The following is a 20,205-nucleotide window of genomic DNA, read 5'->3' on the forward strand; positions in this document are numbered from 1 at the left end:
GAAATCGTTTACCTTGACCAGAAGAACGTAAGCCTTCACCTAACCAAAGCAGTTAACTTATTGAAAAAGACTTCATTTCGTTGTTTTGCTATTGACAAAATATTTTCAAATGAGTTTACAAAGATCAGCATATTGTCTCGCTGAGAAACATATCCATTCATAAATGGTCTAAGCGAGTTTTTGTGTGCTATACGCCCCCACTTTTCGGTATGACGTACTTCGTTAAGATCAAATATTACATACCCATAAAACATAGCTTCCGGCGATACTCTTAGTTTTTTGGAAGTTTATTTGTACTTACCATCCTCCAAAGCCAAGTGCAGCACCTTTGAATTCTTAATATCGAACATATAGTTACTAATTTGCGTCACTGGATCGTTGCTAAGTGTAAGCGGTCGCTTAAAATCGACAATATGAATTTCAGAATATCCAGACTCTGAAAGGACATTCGCGTTGTCAGTGTAAGCCATGTTGTAAAAAACTATATCCGGCTCCTTCGAAACATCTGTTCCAGTCAGAACTTCATGTTTGTTTATAGGAATATCGCTTGCTATCCAGTCAACCATAGACAATCTATCGTCGATCAGCCAGAGATTATGATTAGAGCCAAAGTCAGCAGGAGAGCCTTGCTGGCGCATAGGAAATATTAGGTTGTGAATGAAATCTTCTTTTGCTGCCTTCTCTCCGGAAAACACTGTAAGTGCTTTCTCATACAATTTAAGCACGTGTTTTCTATACAGAACATATGAAATCACATGGGACTGATTAAGCAGTGCGAAACGCTTAACTTCTTCGTCGAATTCTCTCCTAAAAGAGTCAAAATCAATGGCACACTCTGTCTCAACTCTTGATATTAGAGCCTCAATCTCTTCCCGAGAATCATCGAGGTGCTCATAAAGCTTTTCACGGAATTTCTTTTTTATTTCACTCTCGCCGGATGACACGAGATCCTTGATATCTTCATCTGAAAATGGAACTACCCTTAGTTCAGGATTTTTATCTAAGACTCTTGAGACTGACGCAATCGTCTCTCTTTGGGCATCCTCCAATGAAGAAGTCAAATACAATTAAATAATATTTCTTATCGCTTCATCAATTTCCTCTAGTGAGATATCCTTCACGTCGTCAAGATGCAGCCTTCCGTCATTTTTTTCTGGTATTAAAAAAATATTTCGCTCTGCAGATATATTGTCAGTAAGATACTTCGAGGCAACTAGCCCCATATACCAATACCGATTTCCGCTTTCATCCAGTAGCTGCCTTTTGGGGATAATGTTTGAAACAGGACTCTTATGCTCACTCACAACTCTCTCAGATGCACAATAATAAACCCTATGGCGGTCATGTTGGTAATTCTTAACATGAAACAGGCTAAAATCATGCTGACCCAGAGTGAACGTCTCTGTGTCGCTGACGTAGTTTGCACAGTAACAAACATTGAATTCGCTTTCACCACTGTCCGTGAATGAGACAGTAAATGTACTAGGCCATCCGTTTAATATGAAATAAGGAAAAAATTCTTCAACAATCTCCTTGACCACCGTTGTCGCCAATTTATTGTAATATTTTTTATACTCTGGCCTTATACCAGAAACTTCAACAACTTTAGATGTTTCTCCATTTTTTTTCGCATATATCGGTTTTGTGTGTAATTCTGCTGGCACCAAAAGAAATGTGCCTTTTTTTGAACACACCGTTGTCATTATACGTACTATTAATAGTCACGGTAGAAAAAGCATTCAGCCAAAACAGCCTGCCGACACCCTTGCCTCCACGACTACATTTATGCCTTGTATCTATCGTTTTAAACGCATTAAAGTTTTCTTCGTTGAATCCTACACCGTTATCCTCAACCCGGAACCCAACAATTGGCCTTTCTCTTTACTTGTCCGTTATAAGCTCACATTGATCATCGCCTTCGCGTATCAGAGTGATTTTTATAAGTTGCTTTTCATTCTTTGCACTTGACACCGCATGAAGAGAATTTGACACAGCTTCTAAAACAGGCAATGCCCATTGGCTTGCAGGTTTCCAACTAAGATTTGCTATTCTGCCATCAATGTCTTGTAGAAGCTGTAGCTGTTCCATTGATCCTTCCTGGCCGTGGAAACGTTTGTCAACTAACTTTACAATTCTAGCACACAAACAACAAGTTTTGTTTGCCAGTATTACCTTTGTACGGTGGAATATAAGTGTTCCTGAAACCCAACAAACACCTCTCGTATCCCTCCCACACTCCCCAGCTCCGCCACTGCATCACTCATCGAATGGTATTTCAATTCAATAAACCCAGGCAGCTTTTCCTGGTCCAGCTCACTCACCCCTAGGGCCACGTAATGGTCAAGGACAAAGGCCAGGAATTGCCGCTCCTTGGATGAATACTTCGAGAAGATGTGGTCCTTTCTGCTCTCCACACGTTCGGCTCGACTCATGGGAGCAAGTGTGAAAGCGATGTAGGCGAGAACGTCGAACAGGTCGCTGTCCTCGGCATCAATCATCTTACTGACCTCGGCAAGCTGTTCACCACCGAAGCCTTTCTCCTCAAGACCTTGAAGCAGTCGCTTCCGGGTATCCGGTTTGCTCCAGATGGCCCGCAGCTCGTCCTCGTCCTTGAAGAGTTCGGGCAGTTGCCCGTACAGGCTTTCAATGAACTGGGCTGCCGAGAGGGGTTTTCCGTCAGGACTCCAGAAGGTGGTGGCGGTCATGTGCTGGATCATCCGCTCTTTGCCATCCGCCAGCTTGATCTTCGTCTTCACCCTTTTGCCGCATATGCACGGAATCCGACCGCACTCAGGACAGGGTTCAGGCTCTCGGACACACTCGCATGGGAGCTTGCCGCATACGGGACATTCCTTGGGTGGCTTGCCCGGTGGACGAGGTTCAGGCTCGATGGGGTCGCCGTCCCACTCAGGGTCATTGAAATGCTCATATGCCTTCACGAAGTCGTAAATGGTGAAGTAGTCCTTGCCCTCGAAGAGGCGGGTACCGCGACCAACGATCTGCTTGAACTCAATGATGGAATTGATCGGACGCATCAGGACGATATTCCTGACATTGCGAGCATCTACCCCGGTGGAAAGCTTTTGGGAGGTGGTCAGTATGGTGGGGATGGTCTTGTCATTGTCCTGAAATACCCGCAGCCAGCGTTCCCCCTCCGACCCGTCATTGGCGGTCACGCGGATACAATAGTCGGGATCGCTGCTCTGCTTAGTCTGATTGACGCAGTCCCTGACCGCCAGGGCGTGTTCCTGAGTCGCACAAAAAACGAGCGTCTTTTGGGTCTGGTCGATCATATCCATGAAGAGCTTGACCCGGTAGCGCTCCCGCTCGGCGATCTCGATGACCCGATTGAAATCGCTCTCGGTGTAGCGCCTGCCTTCCTCGATGTCCCCTTCAATGACATTATCGTCAGCGGTGTATACGTACTCATCCAGGGTGGTGGCGATTTGCCTGACCTTAAACGGAGTCAGGTAGCCATCGTTGATCCCCTCTTTGAGTGAGTACACGTACACGGGGTCGCCAAAGTACGCATAGGTATCAACGTTCCCTTTGCGCTTGGGAGTCGCCGTCAGACCGAGCTGCACCGCTGGCGAAAAATAGGTCAATATCTCGCGCCAGTTGCTTTCGTCATTGGCCCCACCGCGATGACACTCGTCGATGATGATAAAATCGAAGAAATCGGGAGGATAATCCCCAAAGTTCGGGGCAGGATTGCCTGCCGCGTCCCGACCCGCCATGAAGGTCTGGAAGATCGTGAAGAAAATGCTGCCGTTTTTGGGAACCATCCCTTTCTTGCGAATCGCGTCAGGGGAGATGCGGACCAAGGCGTCTTCGGGAAATGCCGAGAAAGCATTGTATGCTTGGCTGGCGAGGATGTTTCGATCCGCCAGGAACAGGATGCGAGGTCTGCGACTCGGTTCTCCCCCGCATTTCCAGTCCTTGAGGTTCCAGCGACTTTGGAAGAGCTTCCAGGCGAGTTGGAAGGCGATGAAAGTTTTGCCTGTGCCGGTGGCGAGGGTGAGGAGGATGCGATCCCTACCTGCCGCTATGGCTTCCAGGGCTTGATTGATGGCATTGTGCTGGTAGTATCTGGCTTCCCAGCTTCCGCCTTTATCCTCGAAGGGGATGGCTGCGAACCGATCCCGCCACGTATTCTTTTGGGCAAAGGTGGATTGCCAGAGCTGGTCCGGGGTCGGGTAGGAGTCGACATAGCCTTCGGCCCCGGTGTGCATGTCTATCTGGTAGATTCCCTTCCCATTGGTGGAGTAGGCGAACCGGGCTTGCAGCATGGTCGCGTAGCGTTTGGCCTGTCCCACTCCTTCCGTGTCTGGAAGGCTGACCCGCTTGGCTTCGATAACGGCGAGCTTCTGCCCTCGGAACACCAGCACGTAATCGGCGATATCCTGCTTACTGCGCTTGCCACCCCCGATGAGCCGACCGTTGGTGATCTTTTCCCGCCTGATCCGGCTTCCTTCGACAACACCCCATCCCGCCGCCGCAAGAACTGGATCAATCAGCTCCGCCCGGGTTTCCGCTTCGTTCAGGTCATGGGGTATGGGGGAGGACATCAGTGCTCCAGGGCGTCCGGGTTGAAGTCAGTGGGGAGCTCGCCGGAAAAGGCTTTTTGGAGGAGGGATTGCTTAAGCTCATTAAGGGCTGATAGCTTGCTCTGGCAAACTTCTGCAATCGACAGTATGCTTTCACGAACTGCCAACGACTTGTCCACAAAGACTATTTGTTCATCTAGCCTGGGGAAAGGAAGCGTAAAGTCATTTATTTGTTTTGTACTTAAATTAGGTTGAGCTGATCCAGCAGATATTTTGAGGCTTTCTTCTTGCTTAGTCAGCAAGAATAAAAATAAGTAGTCAATGCTAAGTCCTATTTTGGGGACAAACCTCCCTACACGTTGATTCAGCAAGTACGTTTGGCCTGTACGATTAAAACCGACCTTGCCAGTTGTGGCCCCTGACATTGCAATAAGTAAATCACCATCATTTACTTCGTACTTTCTTAAGTCTTCCTTATAGTCTTTAGGGTCAGCAAAAACTGGTCGATTGTCACAAACTAACTCGTCCTGAATACTGGAAATCCGAAGGACTGGCATTCCTGACTGCTTAAACAAATTGCTTTTAAAAACAAACCCATTTTGCAGCTTACAGATTTCACCAAGTCTGCAGGTCTTCCAAGCACTTCCGGCTCGAAAAAAAGCATCTGTCAAATAGCTCTCGAACAACTCCCTGGCATTCGCAATATTCTTCTCAGTGTTGGCGATGGCGGCGTCGATGCGCTCAAAGGCATCGTCCAAGATGGCGACGATACGTTTTTGTTCTGTGATGGATGGTAAAAGAATCTGCAAATTAGCAATAAATTCTTCCGGTATGCGTTTATGACCGACCGCTCCAGTCATAATCCTCGCCCCAATCGTCCTGATTATTTTTTGAGACAAATAGTAAAAAATGTACTCTGGCAGAACATCGCTTTTAGATCTCAATACAATATATTCGCTTGATCCAAAGCCGATCCCGTTAGTAAGTCCCCGGGCAACTCCAACTTTTCCATTTTCGAAACAAGGAGTTATCTTTGCCAATAGTACATCATGGTCTGCAAAGTATGTATAGCTCTTGTATGCGTCGGCTAACGCTTTTTCAGAACCAAGAATTAAATCTTTAGTGTAAATTCCAAGACTATTCATGGGGACAAAAGAAACTGAATCGGAGTCTTGAAGTTTTTTCTTTGCCTCCTTCTTTGGCGGATTGATGATGCACACATCACCCATTGAAACGATAGGCCAAGAAGCCACAAAACATCCTTTAATCTCTCCAGAAAATCCGAGTTTTACACTTTCATCGCATGAATCCTGCCCGCTACTTTCAACAAATTCCCCAGAAATATTGTCTTCATCACGTTGATAAAAAACAACACCAATTCGAGCAATGTGGTCGCGAAATTTAGCGTAAGTAATATCCCTAAACACTGTCAGGTCAATCGTATAGGGTAGATCAAGCGCATCAAGCTCGTCCAGAATCTGATTCACCTCCCTCTGGGAGATGTCCTCTCCAAAAAGACTCAGGTCGATATCCGAGCCGGGCTTGTAGTTGCCTTTGGCCCGCGAACCATACAGCACTGCCTGTTTTACAACAGGATGCTTTTCGAAGACGGAATTAATCAGCTGAATCGTTTGCTCAGTGAGCCCGTAGCGCATTATTCACTCTCGGATTGTTCGTAGAACGCATTAAATTTTTTGGCCATCTTCAGAAAAGCAGGGTGGTGCTCGTCAAGGATTCTCTCGACAATCTCCTGGGCTCTTTCAAGATCGTAGGTATGGGACGAGAGGTTCCTGTCCTTGATCATCGTCATCCACGTCTCGCCGTCTTCAAGCAGACCATTTTTAAACGCCTCGCGGACAGCACCCCTTGAACCGACGATATCGCTGACCCCTTGATATTCGAGGTAGTCCTTCAAGACATTCCAGGCCAGTTCATGAGTAAATTCAAAGGACTGGATCACTCCCTGTGCTTCCAAGGTGGAAAGCTCCCGCTCCTCGGCCAGCTTGACAGCGTCGGTCAGTGTCTGGAGCGCCTTCAGGTAGTTATTGAAGCGCTGCTTCCAACGGATGTCTTCCGACATGGCTCAGCCTCCTTGCGTCGCTCCAAGAAGTGAACGGATGGAACTCAACAATTCGGCGCTCTCCGCATCCAGCGTGGCAATCTCGTCCAGAATTTCCACGGGATCGCGCAGGGGAGCTTCCTCAGGAGCATTGGGGTTCTTTACCGAGAGGTCAAACGTCGCCCTGTCAATGTCCTTCACGTCCTTGGTCCAGGACTTCTCGGAATCCGCAAAGGTCGCTTGCAGGGTCACGAACTCTGCCAAGTCGTCGTCATTAAGGGCGGTGGTCTTGCCCATCTTCCTGCCGGGATCGAGCGTGTAGTACCAGACCTTCCGCGTCGGCGCTCCCTTCTGAAAGAAGAGCACTACCGTCTTCACTCCCGCCCCGAGGAACGTGCCTCCGGGACAGTCCAGGATGGTGAACAGGTTGCAGCTTTGAAGCAATTCCTGACGTAAGGCACGAGAAGCATTGTCCAAATTGGACAGAAAAGTGTTCTTGATGACCACCGCCGCTCTGCCGCCCGCCTTCAGGTATTTGATGAAATGCTGGAGAAAGAGAAAGGCGGTCTCACCGGTCTTTATCGGGAAGTTCTGCTGAATTTCCCCACGCTCCTTGCCACCAAAGGGCGGATTGGCCAGGATGATGTCGTAGCGGTCCTTCTCCTGCACATCGGCGAGATTTTCCGCCAGGGTGTTGGTGTGGATGATGTTGGGGGCTTCGATCCCGTGCAGGATCATATTCATGATGGCGATGACGTAAGCAAGGCTCTTCTTTTCCTTCCCGAAGAAGGTGGAAGTCTGGAGCGCACGAAGCTGATCCACCGTTAAAGTCGATCCATTCCCGTTCTCACTCTCTTTCCCGTCCGGCCCATAGCGCAAGTAGTCAAACGCCTCGCACAAAAAGCCCGCCGACCCACATGCGCCATCATAAATGGTCTCACCGATCTTGGGCTTGATGACCCTGACCATGGCCCGGATGAGAGGGCGGGGAGTATAGTACTCGCCGCCGTTTCTCCCGGCATTCCCCATGTTCTTGATCTTGGCTTCGTACAGGTGGGAAAGCTCGTGCTTTTCCTTCTGGGAGCGAAAGTGAAGCTGATCCACCAGCTCCAAGGCATCCCGTAAGGAATAGCCGCTCTGGAACTTGCTTTTTATCTCACCGAAGATCTCGCCGATCTTGTATTCGATGGTGTCCGGTGAGGTGGCCCGCTGCTTGAATCCTCTGAGGTAGGGGAACAACTCGTCATTGACATAAGCAATGAGGTCGTCGCCAGTCAGAGCGTTATCGTGGTCGAAGCTGCCATCCTGCTTCTTGGGGGCTGCCCACTTGGACCAGCGATGCGCCTTGTCGATGATGTAGGAGTAGTCCTTGCCAAGAAGCTCTGCTTCCATGGCACGTTCAGCTTCCAGGTCATCGAGGTATCTCAGGAAGAGCATCCACGAGGACTGCTCGGTATAATCCAGCTCCGACGAGCACCCGGCTTCTTTCCAGAGCACGTCGTCGATATTTTTAAACGTCTGCTCGAACATGTCGCCCTTGGCTGGGTAAGCGCCGTCTTGTCGGCGTTGCTCCCCAAGCTGTCTTGGAAGGTTCGCAATCCCGACTTTTTATGTCGCGATCTATATGACTTACTACCGTTTCTAAGTACCCTGGCCCTGACAGGTTTACAAGGGCTGACGCGGTTCCCCAGGCTATTTGTCCAAGACTTTCAATTTTACGAAGCCCCATTCCCTTCCAGAATGGGGCTCCTTCCTTCCTATCTCAGTTGACCATCCCCAGGATCATCCCGCCGACACGCTGCAGCCGATACCCACTCTCCGCCATCACCAAGAGCACTGAGCCAACTTGGTGTAAGCGTTGATGGCGTGGTAAATGGCCATGCCCTACGCCTGCGGCCACCCCCACTCAACACCAGCCTCAACTGTGCAGGTGGATTTTAGTGCCGGCCCCGAGATTACTGACGCTTTTACGGGTGAAGTCACCAAGACGCATTTCTTCGTGATGACACTGGCTTGGAGCCGGCATCAGTACGCGGAGATCGTTCGTGACCAAAAGATCGAGACGTGGCTTGGCTGTCACCGCCGGGCTTTCGAGTTTTTCGGCGGCGTCCCGGCCAGGGTCATCATCGACAATCCCAAATGCGCCATCACCAAGGCCTGCTACCACGATCCCGAGGTGCAGCGATCCTATGCCGCCTTCGCCGAGGGTTGCGGCTTTCTGGTTTCACCTTGCCCACCACGCGATCCACAGGAAAAAGGCCGAGTGGAATCCGGCGTCAAGTATATCAAGAACAACTTCATGCCGTTACGTGACTTCCGGAGCTTGCGGGACGCCAATGAGCAGTTGCGAGACTGAGTCATGGGAATAGCTGGCAACCGCATCCATGGGACCACCAAGGAGCAACCTTTGGCGCTGTTTGCCGAGACGGAAAAACACATTCTACGTCCCCTGCCGGACGTGCCGTTGGAGCTGGCCGTCTGGGCCAAGGTGAAGCTGCACGGCAACTGCCACGTCGAGTTCCGCCGCTGCTACTACTCCGCCCCGCACCGTCTGGTGCGTCAAACCCTGTGGCTGCGCGCCACGGAAACAACCGTCCAGATCTTCCACGACAACGAACTGGTCGTCATCCACTCTCGGCTGTCACGGCCGGGAAGCAAAGCCACTGTCCAGGAGCATCAGCCGCCTGAAGCCCAAGCCTACATCATGCACGATCCGCAATGGTGTCTGGCCCAGGCCGAGAAGGTCGGTCTGGCCTGTCGGGAGTGCATCGACGCGCTGTTTGCCCACAAGGTCCTGGACAATCTCCGGGCCGCCCAAGGAACACTTCAGCTCAAGAAGAAGTATGGGGCCAAACGCCTGGAAGCCGCCTGCCGCCGCGCCTTGGACCATCACGATCCCCGCTACAACACTGTCAAACGCATCCTGGAAAAAGGTCTGGATGTCCTGCCGCGTCCCGTTTTCCATGAGGAGGTGAAAGAGGTCTACAGAGGAAAGTCGAAATATTGCCGTGAACTGCGAGGAATACTGCAATGAAAAGGAGGAACTCATGAACCCTATGCCAGCGCTCGAACCCGCGCTCAAGCAACTCCGTCTCTCCGGTATCCTGGATTCCATGGAGGTCCGCAACAAACAAGCCATCGAGGACGGCCTGTCACACGTGGAGTTCCTGGCCATGCTGATCCAGGACGAGGTGGCCCGCCGGGAACAGAAGAAGTTCTCACTGCGCGTCCGCCGGGCCGGTTTTCGTAGCGAAAAGACCTTGGAAAGTTTCGACTTCAGCTACAATCCGTCCGTCAACAAAGCGCTGATCCTGGACTTGGCCACCTGCCGCTTTCTGGAGGAAAAGGCCCCGGTGCTCATCGTCGGTCCCTGCGGCACCGGCAAGAGCCATACCGCTCAGGCCCTTGGCCATGCCGCCGCCAGAAACGGCTACGAGGTGCTCTTTACGCCTATCGGCAAGCTCCTGGGGATGCTCCAGGCGGCCAAGGCGACCAACACCTATGACAGGAAACTGTCCACCCTGGCCAAGACGGACCTGCTCATCATCGACGACTTCGGTCTGAAACCTTTTAAATCCTCGGAGGATGAGGATTTTCACGACCTGATCGCCGAGCGCTATGAGCGCTGCGCAACGGTCATCACCAGCAACCTGGACTTCGCCGAATGGGGGGAGGCTTTCAACAATAAACTGCTGGGGGCGGCGACCTTGGACCGGATTAGGCATGGAGCCTACAAGGTCATTCTTGAAGGAAGGAGCTATCGAAGCTCCCGAGAGGAAGCGGCGCTCAAAAACCTCGTTGCCGGTGCGGAGGAAAACACCTAACTTTTCGATGCGTCCGAACCCCGGAATCGCCACCCAAGGTGGCTTCATTAGGGGTGAACATCCCTGGCTCCATTAGGGCGGTCAATGACACGCCCGCACAGGTACATCATCCCTTGCATAATTGTGCGCAACCGGCGGCGCGTTGCCTTCTTCAGCCCGATAATCCCGGAGTCGAGCAGCGACTCGCCCATCACGCGGAGCATGTTGTTTCCCAGGACCCCGAGTTGGAAGAACGACTCGTTAATGTGTCCGGCAAGAGCAGGGCCCTTCTTTTTAAAAAAGGCTCCGAAGATTTCGTATGGTGAAATCATCTCATGTATCAATGGGGGCCGTTAGGGCGGTCAAGGGGTCGCGAAAGTGTCTGGGTACTGAATTTTAATCGTGGCGGTTATTGTGAAAGCCTATCTGCTCAATTTGGATAATGGTTTGATTTTTGTTTGTTGCTTAAATAGTAACGTCAAAAATTCCATATATAAGATCATTATTTTTCTCGTTTTGCGGGTGTTGATGACGTCTGCATCCTATGCTGATGGTATAAACAACATCCCAGCGGTAGATGAAATCAACTCGGCCATTCAAAAGAAGGGTGCATCTTGGGTAGCTAAGGAAAATAAATTCACCCATATGCCCCAGGAACAGCTTGATCTGTTGGTCGGCAAGGAAGCTGATGCACTTAAGCCCACTACTAATATCAAGACTATGGATCAGATAAATTCTGGTCCTACCCGTGGTATTTCCGGTGTCTCCGATTATCCCACCAAATTGGATTATCGGAATATCAATGGTAAGGATTACACCACTGCCGTAAAACAGCAGAGTTCGTGTGGGGCATGTGTGATGTTTGCGGCATTGCGGACACTTGAGAGTTTGGAAAAGATCAAGGCTGATCTCCCACAGTGGAAGCTTAACTTGTCCGAGCAGTATCTTTTATCATGCCCTGAAGAAAAAAACTGCTCCGGCAATGCTCCCGATGGGACTCACCAACAGTTGATCGATACGGGAGTAGTACAAGAAAGGTATTCTCCGTATCTTGCACAAGTTAAGCCATGTAGTGAAGTCTTTACTGCAGACATGAATACAATTGGCAATTACAGAATCGGTGAATTCTTTACGGTCCGTATTCGGATTGATACTCCCGATCCGGTGGGAGATTTTAAAAAAATTCTAAATGTATACGGCCCATTCATTGCTATCATGTTCGTGCCTACTGAATTCTATGCTTATGGTGGAGGAGTGTATACCGTGGTTCAAAGTCGGTTTTCTGGCATGCACGCAGTGACCGTAGTTGGATATGATGATGACGCGCGATGCTTTATCGTGAAAAATTCGTGGGGTGATACTTGGGGTGAAAAGGGGTACTTCATAATTGCATATTCGGAAGTAGATGTTTACTCGGGCACCATGTTTGCGGTAGACAATTATGTTCTTGGTGGAACATATGTGCATCACCCAGAGCCGACAGTGACTCCATCTGCTAAGTTAACATATACTCCGCCTGCAGCATTCCGCTAGTCTAGTGTTACCCTGAATTTGGTGGTGGGTGATACTGATACGTACAAGTATCGATTTGATGGTGGGTATTTCAGTGATAACATCGCTGCGGCTACGCCCATCCAATTAACCAATATGTACGAGGGTCAGTACACGCTAGAACTCGCAGCTTGTACGGATCTGGGGGTATGTCAATCCACCAGTAGTCCGACTGTGTATACTTGGACAGTTGATACAGTACCACCCGTAATTCAATTCGTGGGTACTCCGGATAATAATGAAAATTATTACTCGGATGCCATAACCATCCAGATCGTGGGAGAGGGAGTTTCCCAATATCAATATCAGACCTTGACTTCTGAGTTGTCAAATCCGATATCGATTAATACGCCCATTAAGATTACGGGAATGGTCCGGGGGACACGTTATTGTGTTACAGTCATAGCCACCGACAATGCTGGGAATACGGGTGGTTTCTCTACATGTTGGTGGGTGAGTTTTTTGAATCCCAATCCTCCTACGATAACGGGATTGTCGTCAAATGTGCTCCATGAGAGGGATCTCACCTTGACTGTTTCTTCTGACAACCCTGAAGTTATTGGCTATTCTTATTTTGTTGATGGTCATGGATTAGTTGAACGAGTGCCCATGTCACAGCCCATAAAGATCATCAATATGACCAATGGTGGACATTGGGTGGGTGCGTATTGTAACACCGCTACGGGTGGAGGTTATACAGCCGAGTTGTATTGGGTGGAGGACGTTACCACGGTTGCAGTGCTTACGGGGTTACCAAATAAGATCACCACAAATAATCAGCCCCAAATATTGGTGGGTGGTATTGATGTGGAGGGTTATCGGTTTAAACTCGACTCCAATGAATACAGTCCGACTTGGGCGGCGAACAATGGGAATGCTATTTGGTTAAGTAAGCTAGTCTTGGGTAAACATACCTTGTATGTGGTGGGAGTCGATAAAAATGGAAACATCCAGCAGACACCCACTACATATACTTGGACCATAGTTAAGGCTTTGCCTAAACCGGTGCCAATGGCAGCAATAAATCTGCTGCTAGGTGCGGGGAGTTGATGTGCTCGAGTTAGAGTATCCAGCATGGGACATGGGTGTACTACCCATGTCCCATGCTCTGTATCTAAACCTTTTACTAAAGGAGAGTTACTGTGGCTGGAAATGTTGTATCAGTTATGGCTTTGACGACTTCTGGACGTAGATTGTAAGACTATGGCGGCATGGAAGGAATCGCATGGGAAGCCAATCCATTGATGGCTGCATGAACAAGCTCCAATGGCCAAGGAGAGTTCCTGAATAAATCCCACGTATCGGGGGAAAAATGAACAAAGCGCCATATTCTTGTAGGCTGGAGTGGCGTCCAGTTTCGGTCGTCGTTACGGGAGCAAACAGGCATGATGTCAGCCAACTGTAAACAGTGCTGGAAAACAAGATTGCCGAGCCGAGCATGGAGTCAGAGCCAAAAATTTATGTGCTGATGCTGGATGTGCGGGAGAAACTTCCTGCAAAGTAATTTGTAAAATATTTTTTATTCTACAAGATTTTAACCGCGATATTTTTTGTTGACCTGGGCAATTATTTTTAATATAATTCATTTTTACTAATTTGAGGAGAAACTATTGTGCCTGTAAGATTAAACTCAGATGCTTCAAGTTCTAGTAAAATGCTTGATTTGTATAGTTTGCTTGTTTTTTCTGCTAGGAAACATACGTTGTCAAGCCTCGCATCAAGGCTTCGGTGTTCTAAAGCTACAATTATGCGTTTTATTACTGATATTGAGTTGGTAGAAGTGATTGAAACCGGTAAGGATGGAAAAGAAAGGTGGTATAAAATAAATAAGTTGGCAAATATGCGTAATAAGATTTTCACTCACGAAGATATTCAACAGCTTGTCCTTTGCAAAGATATTTTATTTAGCCTGCTCCCCGACGACATGCGGATTGAACTAGGTAAAACTGTTGAGGGAACTGCAGAATTCCTAGTAGATAAATCTGTCAGAGAGTATGCCTTGACGCCAATTGCACAGTCACGTGTGAAAGGGTTCATTGACTATACGCCATTTCAACAAGAAATTAGCAAGATAATGCAGGCAATTCCAAAAAAACGTATTTGTACAGTAGTTTATCATAGTGCAAAAAGTCAACAAACTCGTGAATTTACTGTTGCCCCTATGCGTTTGGTTGCTTATCATGAAAGCTTGTATGTGGAATGTTGGAGAATTAAGGAGCAGGATGGTCAAGAAATCGTCCAGCCTATGACCTTGGCTGTTCAGCGAATTAAAAATTTCAATCCATTGGCAAAGAAACATAAGTTTACAGAGTATCCTTCTGATGAGTCAAATTTATTTGGTCTTATGAATAAGAAAGCCTTACGATTGAGGGTTCACTTCGACGCTTCAGTCTCACAGTATGTTTCAGAACGACAGTGGAGTAAAGATCAGGTTATTAGTCTTGGTACTGATGGGTCTGTGGATTTAGTTTTTACAGCAAATAATAAAGAGGAATGCTTTTCCTGGCTGCTTAGCTTTGGGATTTTTGCTGAAATTGTCGAACCATTAGATTTAAGGTGTGAGTTTGCAAACCGACTTATCGTTTTGAAGAACAAGTATTGCCTAGGTCCTGGTGTTGATTAGGTCGTTTGGTTTTAACTTAATCTAGCTTATTGGTTTTTGATTTGTTTGATTCGGTTTGGTCTAGGTATTGATTTAATATTGGGAATGTGGTGGCAGATCTTTTTTTGGGGTTGTTTGTAATATTTTATTGGCAAGTAAGTATTTTGAAAGCATGCAATCATTTTTCGTGTCAAATGTGTGGTAGTTGCTGTTCGCAACTGCTATTGTTCGGAGGATTGTATGACGACCTCGATAGAGGCGATGGAATTTGTTTACATTACGATCTGTTGCAAAAAACTTGTAAAATATATAAAACAAGACCAGCGAAATGTCGTGTGGAGGTCCAGTTCGTTTTTTTTTCTAATATAATGACCTATGAGGAGTATCTCTTGCTTTGCAAGAGAGGGTGTGCTTTTTTGCGCTTAAAACTAAACTTATCAAACAAATGTTGCCAACAAATGGAGGCAAAAATGTTTATTCAAAACCTCAGTGGTGAACAAAAAGCTGTATTTTTATATCTTGCACATGAGGTTGCCTTGGCGGATGGAAACATATCTGGGAAAGAACAACAGATGATGAGTACATTTTGTGCTCAGATTCCTGGCGTTGAGCCAAAGAAGTGCTCCCTGTGCGACCTCGCCGAAGTATTTGAGTCAAAGCGTGCACGCGTTTCTGCATTTCTTGAACTCGCTGCCATAGCCCAGGCCGAGAGCGGCGTTAATGAAGAAGAAAGAAAATTTCTTGATTCTTTGGCCAGTGCTTTCGGGTTAAGTAATTACGAGGTTAACGACATGCTGTCCTGGGTGGTGCGCCAATTTAATCTCTTTAATGAAGCGCAAGCTTTCATGGAGGACTAGTCATGCCTCTACCGCTTATCCCCGTATTTCTGGCAGTAGCTGCTATTTGTTCAGGAGGTTACGGCGTCAAAAAGGGTTTTGACGCTAAAGAAGATTTCGCTACGGCTAAGGATATCAATGACAAGGCCGTTACGATTTACGATAAGGCTTGTAAGCAGCTACAAAAATCACGTAACGCAGCAAAGGAAACTTTGACTGCTCTTGGCAACACAAAGTTCCTTGTTTATAAAAATAGCCTTATTCCATTCGTCGAAGCGTTTTCACAAATCAAAGCCGTCGACTTTCAGGACAAGGCGATCGCTGACGAATTAAAGGAGATGTCCATATCAAGTGACGATCTACAGGAGATCACTCAGTCAGCCTTGAATATGCAGGATGTTGTTGGAGGCGGCGTGGCGGCCCTTGGTGCTGGCGGTTTAGCGGGCTTGGCTGCCTATGGTGGCGTGGGTACGCTGGCTACTGCGAGCACCGGGACAGCCATCGCTTCATTGAGCGGTGTGGCGGCCACAAATGCCACGCTGGCTTGGCTCGGTGGTGGCGCTCTAAGTGTTGGCGGCTTAGGTGTCGCTGGTGGAACTGCGGTTCTCGGTGGTATTGTGGCGGCCCCAGTATTAGCGATTGGCGGCATGATACTCGCCGCCAAGGCCGAGGAAGCCAAGCATAATGCTTTTGCTAACCGGGACAAGGCCCGTGCGGCCGCACAACAAATGATGACGGCCAAGGTAGCCACCAACGCCATCCAAAAGCGCCTAGCTGAAATTGATCACCTTCTGCTAAAGCTGGATCAGTTATTCCAGCCACTGCTTAGCGGACTTCGATCTCTAGTTTCCTCGGGATGCTACGATTACAATGATTACTCTCTTTCAGACAAGAAAGGGGTGATGATGGCTGTTCTCCTGGCTAAGACCATGAAGAACGTGTTGGAAACGCCAATTTTGGATAAGGATGGTGCCATAACCCGTGCTTCCAGAAATGTTCTCGTGAAGACGGGCCAGGAACTCGATAATATCAACCGGATGTAATAAGCGGGTGGACTACGAAATGTCAGACGCAGACCAACTCGTCGACAAGGTCTCTATTGACCGAAAACTACTTCAGTATGCCTCGACTATTGTTTCCGATCATAGGACTCAACATTTAACTGAACACACTAGGCGCATTTTCGTTGATTCTGACCGCCTCATGGATCTGGCGTCAAAATGGCAGAACTGCGCAGAAGTCCTTACCCAAGGACGTATGTTCGAGCAGCTTGAGGTCATCAAATATAATCTCGACAGTCTAGGTAAGGGCGCTGCCACCCATGCCGTTACTTCTGACGCCCTCGGAGATCCGCATGCCTTTGAAGATATCCTAATCCGCAAGGGCAAGAAGGTGTTGCGAGAGGTGCAAGCCAAATCGTGTGACAACGCTGCTCAAAGTGTTTTTGCCCTTTCGAACCCCAAATACAGGGAGATGGATCGGCTCTTACCCAAAGACCAGCACGTGAAGGCAGAAGATCTTCTTGATGAGCGTATCGGTAAAGGTACTTTGAAGTCCGAGGACTATGTCCAGACCAAGCGGCATCTCAAGGGCGAGCTTAGTCACGGCGACGTCTCCTCCGGTGGCACGACTCGTCAGGAGGCTTTGGACGCGACAAAGATTGAGACTGCCACCGATATGGCTTCGGATTTTAAGTGTAAAGGAGTCTTGGGCGACATACACCACTCGGGGATGGAGGCCGCCAGGGTGAGTGGGGCGGTGGCAGGTGGCTTTTCGGCTGCTGGAGGTCTGTTCAGGATCGCGCACGGGGAAGCCACTGTAGGGGAAACATTGGCCAAAGTGACTATGGACGCAGCTTGTGGCGCAGTCGTGGGTTACGTCACCACGGCCGCGAGCAAGGGACTTCTTCACGGATTTGGCAAGTGCCTGAGCGAGTGCAGCGTAAAAGTTATAGCTAAATCGAACGCTCATATTGCCATCGCAACTGGGTTTATCCAGTCATGCAAGTCGGTGACGTCTTATTTAAAGGGAGATATTGAAGAGGAAGAAATGCTTTCGGAAGTTAGCCATACCGCGATTACTGGTGCGACGGCATTTTATTATGGAGCACTAGGACAGATTGTTATACCTATTCCGGTTGTTGGCGCTTTGGTTGGATCTACAGTAGGGTACTATATTGGCAATATGCTACACCAATCTGGCTTGGTCAGTCTAGGGGAATGTGCGACTGTCAAGACAGCCCGATTGAGGAGGGAAAGGATCCACGATATGACCTTGACGGCAATTCCCCTCATGCGGGCCAAAAGGCTCGAGCTCGAACAGCTCATTAATAATCATATTGCCGAGCGAAAGGCTATTTTGCTCACGTCCATGGACACTCTAGAAATGTCGATGCTTCAATGGGATCCTCTGGGATTTATACACGGATTGGAGAATATATGTCAGGTTTTCTCCGCGCACTTACCGTTCATGAGTTTTGAAGAGTTTGACTCTTTTATGCAGGACAGAGAGTCCGTCTTCATCTTATAATGATGTACAGGTATCAGCCAGTAGGCTGTTTGCGAACAGGTTCATGTGAGCTGATAGATTATATTTCCCAGGTTTTCGTGGGTAACCCCAATCAGTAACTTTCCAGATAGAGGTCCAAGCCGCCGCAGAAGAATTAAATAGCGGTTTGAGACCGTTGCACAATTTCCTTAGGCAGCTGCGTTGGCCTTTTTTTAAGCTCGAAAACGGGTTTTTCGCCTTCAATGAGGCGCGTGCAGTGGCATTTTATCGCCTGAAAACGGCTTACACCGCCTTTCAGGCGCAACTGCCCTTAGCTTCCCGCCATGAGGACCGCTTTTTTCAGGTTGAAGGCCAGGGCATTGAGCAGAGATTTCAACTCGACCTTAGCAGCCCGTTGTAAAACTCATTTTTGGCCAATGAGGCAAAATGATTCCAGCTAGTTACGACGAAAAAATTTGCTAGAAACGGCTTTTTCAACGGGTGTGCATGATGCCGTCCATGAGTCCCCGAGTCTGAAGCACATGCAGATTCAATTGACTGCTGTGCCCCTTGTCCGAATAAATGCAGCCTCCGGCCATGGGGCTGATTTCGTCCAAAAGGTCTATAAATTCAATCCTTCAGGGTTTCCCGTGGGTAGTTCCGATCAGGAACTTGTCGGATATAGGTCCAAGCCGCCGCAGAAGAAGTAGATAGCGGTCTTGAAGTGGTCCCGGTTTCTGTAGCCGCAAGCCTTCCGCTTGATGGCCATGATCTTGCTGTTGAGTCCCTCGGCTACGCCGTTGGTAATCCGGTGGCGACAGAAGGTCAGGATGTTTTCCAGATGTCTCTGGATCATCTCCCCCATCTTGCGCATCGGGGTCACGTCCGACTTGTTCACCCCCACACCAGCCACCGCTGCTTCACGAAACGCACCCAACCAGATCCGAGGTGCTTCCAGACGTCGTTGGGTCACTCCTTCTGGCCCAGGGCTTAGCCAACCTTTAGATTCCACCTTCGGATTCGCCGCCTTCAAGGCCTCCAGGCCAGCCGCACTTTGAGGTTTTCCGTTATTATTATTTTCTACGATTTCGCCTGATGAAATCATCTTCTGTTATGCCGTACTTCAAGATTTGCCAGTTTAATAGAATAGGGTTCAGTGTGTGTGATTTTTGGTGTCCTCGAATTTTTTTAGTTGGTATAAGGAGGAGCGAAATGAACTTTCATCATCATTCCAGCATTGTCTCAAATGTTGGTGTTTCTAGCACATGGTCTTTGTTGTCGAGCAAAGTTTCTGAGAAGGAGTGCTTGACATGTGTTAATGGTATATTGTTTTCGCTTGGGTCAAATGTTGAGTTTTCTAAAGACGGAATAGATTGGTCGGTGTGTGGTTTGGTTGTAAATGACAACTGGGGGCGCTTGAAATTTGAGCGTATTATTTTTTTCAAAGGCCAGTGGTATGTGTTTTCAACATATTTAAAAGATATAACCTTACAAAAGTCAGGCTGGATTTTTGATTCGGAAGAACAAAAATTGTTCTCGGCTGTCGTTGTTTTTTCTTCTTCAGATCTAAATATTTGGGTTGCGACAGATTTAAGCGAAAAATTTGAAGGTCATGATTTCGGTGGAGTGTGTAGCACTAGTGATTTAATGATGCTGAGCTTCACTGATTGCCAAGACAATGCGCCTATGCTCACTGTTTCAAGAGATGTTTTGAGTTGGAGCTCTGTAAATATTGAGTATCCCATGGAAAGTGTTGAAGGTATCTTTAGTTATAGAGAGAAACTGTTCGTTATTGACGATAACAAAGATTTATTCTGCTCTGTAGATGGTGACAGATGGAAGCGGTTTGTATCCGATAACGACTGTGTAAGCCTGTTGTCTGGTGATATGAGCTATATAGATCAAGATAGCGGTTGCTGTGTTGTTTGTTGCGATGGTCGGTTGTATGTGACAAGAGACATTGTTGAATGGATAGCTGTTGATGAGCCTTTCCCATTGTTTCACGGCAAGGAGACACGGCAACGAGTCTGTGCCTTTGCAGGGGTTATATTCCCGAGCGTGAAACCACAATGTAGAAAATTGCAATTGATGATTGTTGACCAATCTGTTGTGTTGATACAGGATAAAACTATTGCTGTTCTCAATTTGTCCTCAGTGACGATGAAGCCTTCGGAATTGTCTTTCGAAAAAATTCTAGTTTAACATGATTTCATGTGCGCTGCTAATTCCAAAATGACATATATGATTTGTGGAGTGTCTAATAGGGAGTTCAGATTTCAAATTCACTTAAGGAGTTAGCGCTAGTGGCAACTTTTACAAG

16 protein-coding genes and 1 pseudogene are annotated in these 20,205 nt (G+C 48.1%); 9 read left to right on the forward strand and 8 right to left on the reverse strand.

The window, feature by feature from the left end:
- Positions 1-287: 287 nt before the first annotated feature.
- The 7 genes from NY78_RS01740 to NY78_RS01765 form a co-directional block, all read right to left on the reverse strand.
- Entirely contained in the window at positions 288-1,067 is a 780-nt protein-coding gene (locus NY78_RS01740; RefSeq protein WP_156180835.1) for a hypothetical protein, read from the reverse strand.
- Complete coding sequence (locus NY78_RS24435) at positions 1,068-1,703, reverse strand: hypothetical protein (RefSeq protein ID WP_156180837.1); 636 nt, start codon at positions 1,701-1,703, stop codon at positions 1,068-1,070.
- 178 nt (positions 1,704-1,881) lie between these two features.
- Positions 1,882-2,088 carry a hypothetical protein gene (locus NY78_RS24440; RefSeq protein ID WP_156180839.1) on the reverse strand — a complete coding sequence of 69 codons (207 nt, stop codon included), beginning with the start codon at positions 2,086-2,088 and terminating at the stop codon, positions 1,882-1,884.
- A gap of 80 nt (positions 2,089-2,168) precedes the next feature.
- Positions 2,169-4,568, reverse strand: a complete 2,400-nt coding sequence (gene hsdR / locus NY78_RS01745; RefSeq protein WP_197084187.1) for an EcoAI/FtnUII family type I restriction enzme subunit R — start codon at positions 4,566-4,568, stop codon at positions 2,169-2,171.
- On the reverse strand, positions 4,568-6,202 hold the full coding sequence (locus NY78_RS23425) for a restriction endonuclease subunit S (protein WP_082139846.1): 1,635 nt from the start codon (positions 6,200-6,202) through the stop codon (positions 4,568-4,570). Before NY78_RS23425 ends, hsdR begins: the two co-directional genes overlap by 1 nt.
- Entirely contained in the window at positions 6,202-6,627 is a 426-nt protein-coding gene (locus tag NY78_RS01760) for a nucleotidyltransferase substrate binding protein (RefSeq protein ID WP_043630904.1), read from the reverse strand. Before NY78_RS01760 ends, NY78_RS23425 begins: the two co-directional genes overlap by 1 nt.
- Positions 6,628-6,630: 3 nt before the next feature.
- Positions 6,631-8,136, reverse strand: a complete 1,506-nt coding sequence (locus NY78_RS01765; protein ID WP_043630906.1) for a class I SAM-dependent DNA methyltransferase — start codon at positions 8,134-8,136, stop codon at positions 6,631-6,633.
- A 397-nt stretch (positions 8,137-8,533) separates the two neighbouring features.
- On the opposite strand from NY78_RS01765, the pseudogene istA reads away from it, so the two are divergent.
- The 8 genes and pseudogenes from istA to NY78_RS01795 form a co-directional block, all read left to right on the forward strand.
- Positions 8,534-9,640, forward strand: a pseudogene (istA, locus tag NY78_RS01770) (IS21 family transposase); the annotation flags it as partial.
- 13 nt (positions 9,641-9,653) lie between these two features.
- Complete coding sequence (gene istB, locus NY78_RS01775) at positions 9,654-10,430, forward strand: IS21-like element helper ATPase IstB (protein WP_043630908.1); 777 nt, start codon at positions 9,654-9,656, stop codon at positions 10,428-10,430.
- A gap of 393 nt (positions 10,431-10,823) precedes the next feature.
- On the forward strand, positions 10,824-11,942 hold the full coding sequence (locus NY78_RS23430; protein WP_156180840.1) for a C1 family peptidase: 1,119 nt from the start codon (positions 10,824-10,826) through the stop codon (positions 11,940-11,942).
- A gap of 24 nt (positions 11,943-11,966) precedes the next feature.
- Complete coding sequence (locus tag NY78_RS24445; protein WP_156180841.1) at positions 11,967-13,010, forward strand: hypothetical protein; 1,044 nt, start codon at positions 11,967-11,969, stop codon at positions 13,008-13,010.
- A 562-nt stretch (positions 13,011-13,572) separates the two neighbouring features.
- Positions 13,573-14,583, forward strand: coding sequence for a helix-turn-helix transcriptional regulator (locus NY78_RS23435; RefSeq protein ID WP_156180842.1), 1,011 nt, complete (start codon positions 13,573-13,575; stop codon positions 14,581-14,583).
- 449 nt (positions 14,584-15,032) lie between these two features.
- Positions 15,033-15,419, forward strand: coding sequence for a hypothetical protein (locus tag NY78_RS01785; protein WP_043630915.1), 387 nt, complete (start codon positions 15,033-15,035; stop codon positions 15,417-15,419).
- 2 nt (positions 15,420-15,421) lie between these two features.
- Positions 15,422-16,441 (forward strand): hypothetical protein, encoded by a 1,020-nt coding sequence (locus NY78_RS01790; protein ID WP_047959980.1) that lies wholly within the window; start codon positions 15,422-15,424, stop codon positions 16,439-16,441.
- Positions 16,442-16,460: 19 nt separating this feature from the next.
- Complete coding sequence (locus NY78_RS01795) at positions 16,461-17,927, forward strand: hypothetical protein (RefSeq protein WP_156180843.1); 1,467 nt, start codon at positions 16,461-16,463, stop codon at positions 17,925-17,927.
- Between the two features lie 622 nt (positions 17,928-18,549).
- Here NY78_RS01795 and NY78_RS24450 read toward each other — a convergent pair.
- Positions 18,550-18,990 carry a transposase gene (locus NY78_RS24450; RefSeq protein WP_082139849.1) on the reverse strand — a complete coding sequence of 147 codons (441 nt, stop codon included), beginning with the start codon at positions 18,988-18,990 and terminating at the stop codon, positions 18,550-18,552.
- A 107-nt stretch (positions 18,991-19,097) separates the two neighbouring features.
- On the opposite strand from NY78_RS24450, the gene NY78_RS24455 reads away from it, so the two are divergent.
- Positions 19,098-20,087, forward strand: a complete 990-nt coding sequence (locus NY78_RS24455; RefSeq protein WP_156180844.1) for a hypothetical protein — start codon at positions 19,098-19,100, stop codon at positions 20,085-20,087.
- The last annotated feature ends 118 nt before the right edge of the window (positions 20,088-20,205 follow it).

The sequence above is a fragment of the Desulfovibrio sp. TomC genome (assembly GCF_000801335.2).
GTDB lineage: Bacteria > Desulfobacterota > Desulfovibrionia > Desulfovibrionales > Desulfovibrionaceae > Solidesulfovibrio.

Excerpts from the sequence above, each read along its gene's own strand:
- NY78_RS24455 (WP_156180844.1), top strand. The coding sequence starts at position 19,098 with ATGAACTTTCATCATCATTCCAGCATTGTCTCAAATGTTGGTGTTTCT.
- NY78_RS01785 (WP_043630915.1), top strand. The coding sequence starts at position 15,033 with ATGTTTATTCAAAACCTCAGTGGTGAACAAAAAGCTGTATTTTTATAT.
- NY78_RS01760 (WP_043630904.1), bottom strand. The coding sequence starts at position 6,627 with ATGTCGGAAGACATCCGTTGGAAGCAGCGCTTCAATAACTACCTGAAG.
- hsdR (WP_197084187.1), bottom strand. The coding sequence starts at position 4,568 with ATGTCCTCCCCCATACCCCATGACCTGAACGAAGCGGAAACCCGGGCG.
- NY78_RS24450 (WP_082139849.1), bottom strand. The coding sequence starts at position 18,990 with ATGATTTCATCAGGCGAAATCGTAGAAAATAATAATAACGGAAAACCT.
- NY78_RS24435 (WP_156180837.1), bottom strand. The coding sequence starts at position 1,703 with ATGACAACGGTGTGTTCAAAAAAAGGCACATTTCTTTTGGTGCCAGCA.
- NY78_RS01790 (WP_047959980.1), top strand. The coding sequence starts at position 15,422 with ATGCCTCTACCGCTTATCCCCGTATTTCTGGCAGTAGCTGCTATTTGT.
- NY78_RS01765 (WP_043630906.1), bottom strand. The coding sequence starts at position 8,136 with ATGTTCGAGCAGACGTTTAAAAATATCGACGACGTGCTCTGGAAAGAA.
- NY78_RS23425 (WP_082139846.1), bottom strand. The coding sequence starts at position 6,202 with ATGCGCTACGGGCTCACTGAGCAAACGATTCAGCTGATTAATTCCGTC.
- istB (WP_043630908.1), top strand. The coding sequence starts at position 9,654 with ATGAACCCTATGCCAGCGCTCGAACCCGCGCTCAAGCAACTCCGTCTC.
- NY78_RS24440 (WP_156180839.1), bottom strand. The coding sequence starts at position 2,088 with ATGGAACAGCTACAGCTTCTACAAGACATTGATGGCAGAATAGCAAAT.
- NY78_RS01795 (WP_156180843.1), top strand. The coding sequence starts at position 16,461 with ATGTCAGACGCAGACCAACTCGTCGACAAGGTCTCTATTGACCGAAAA.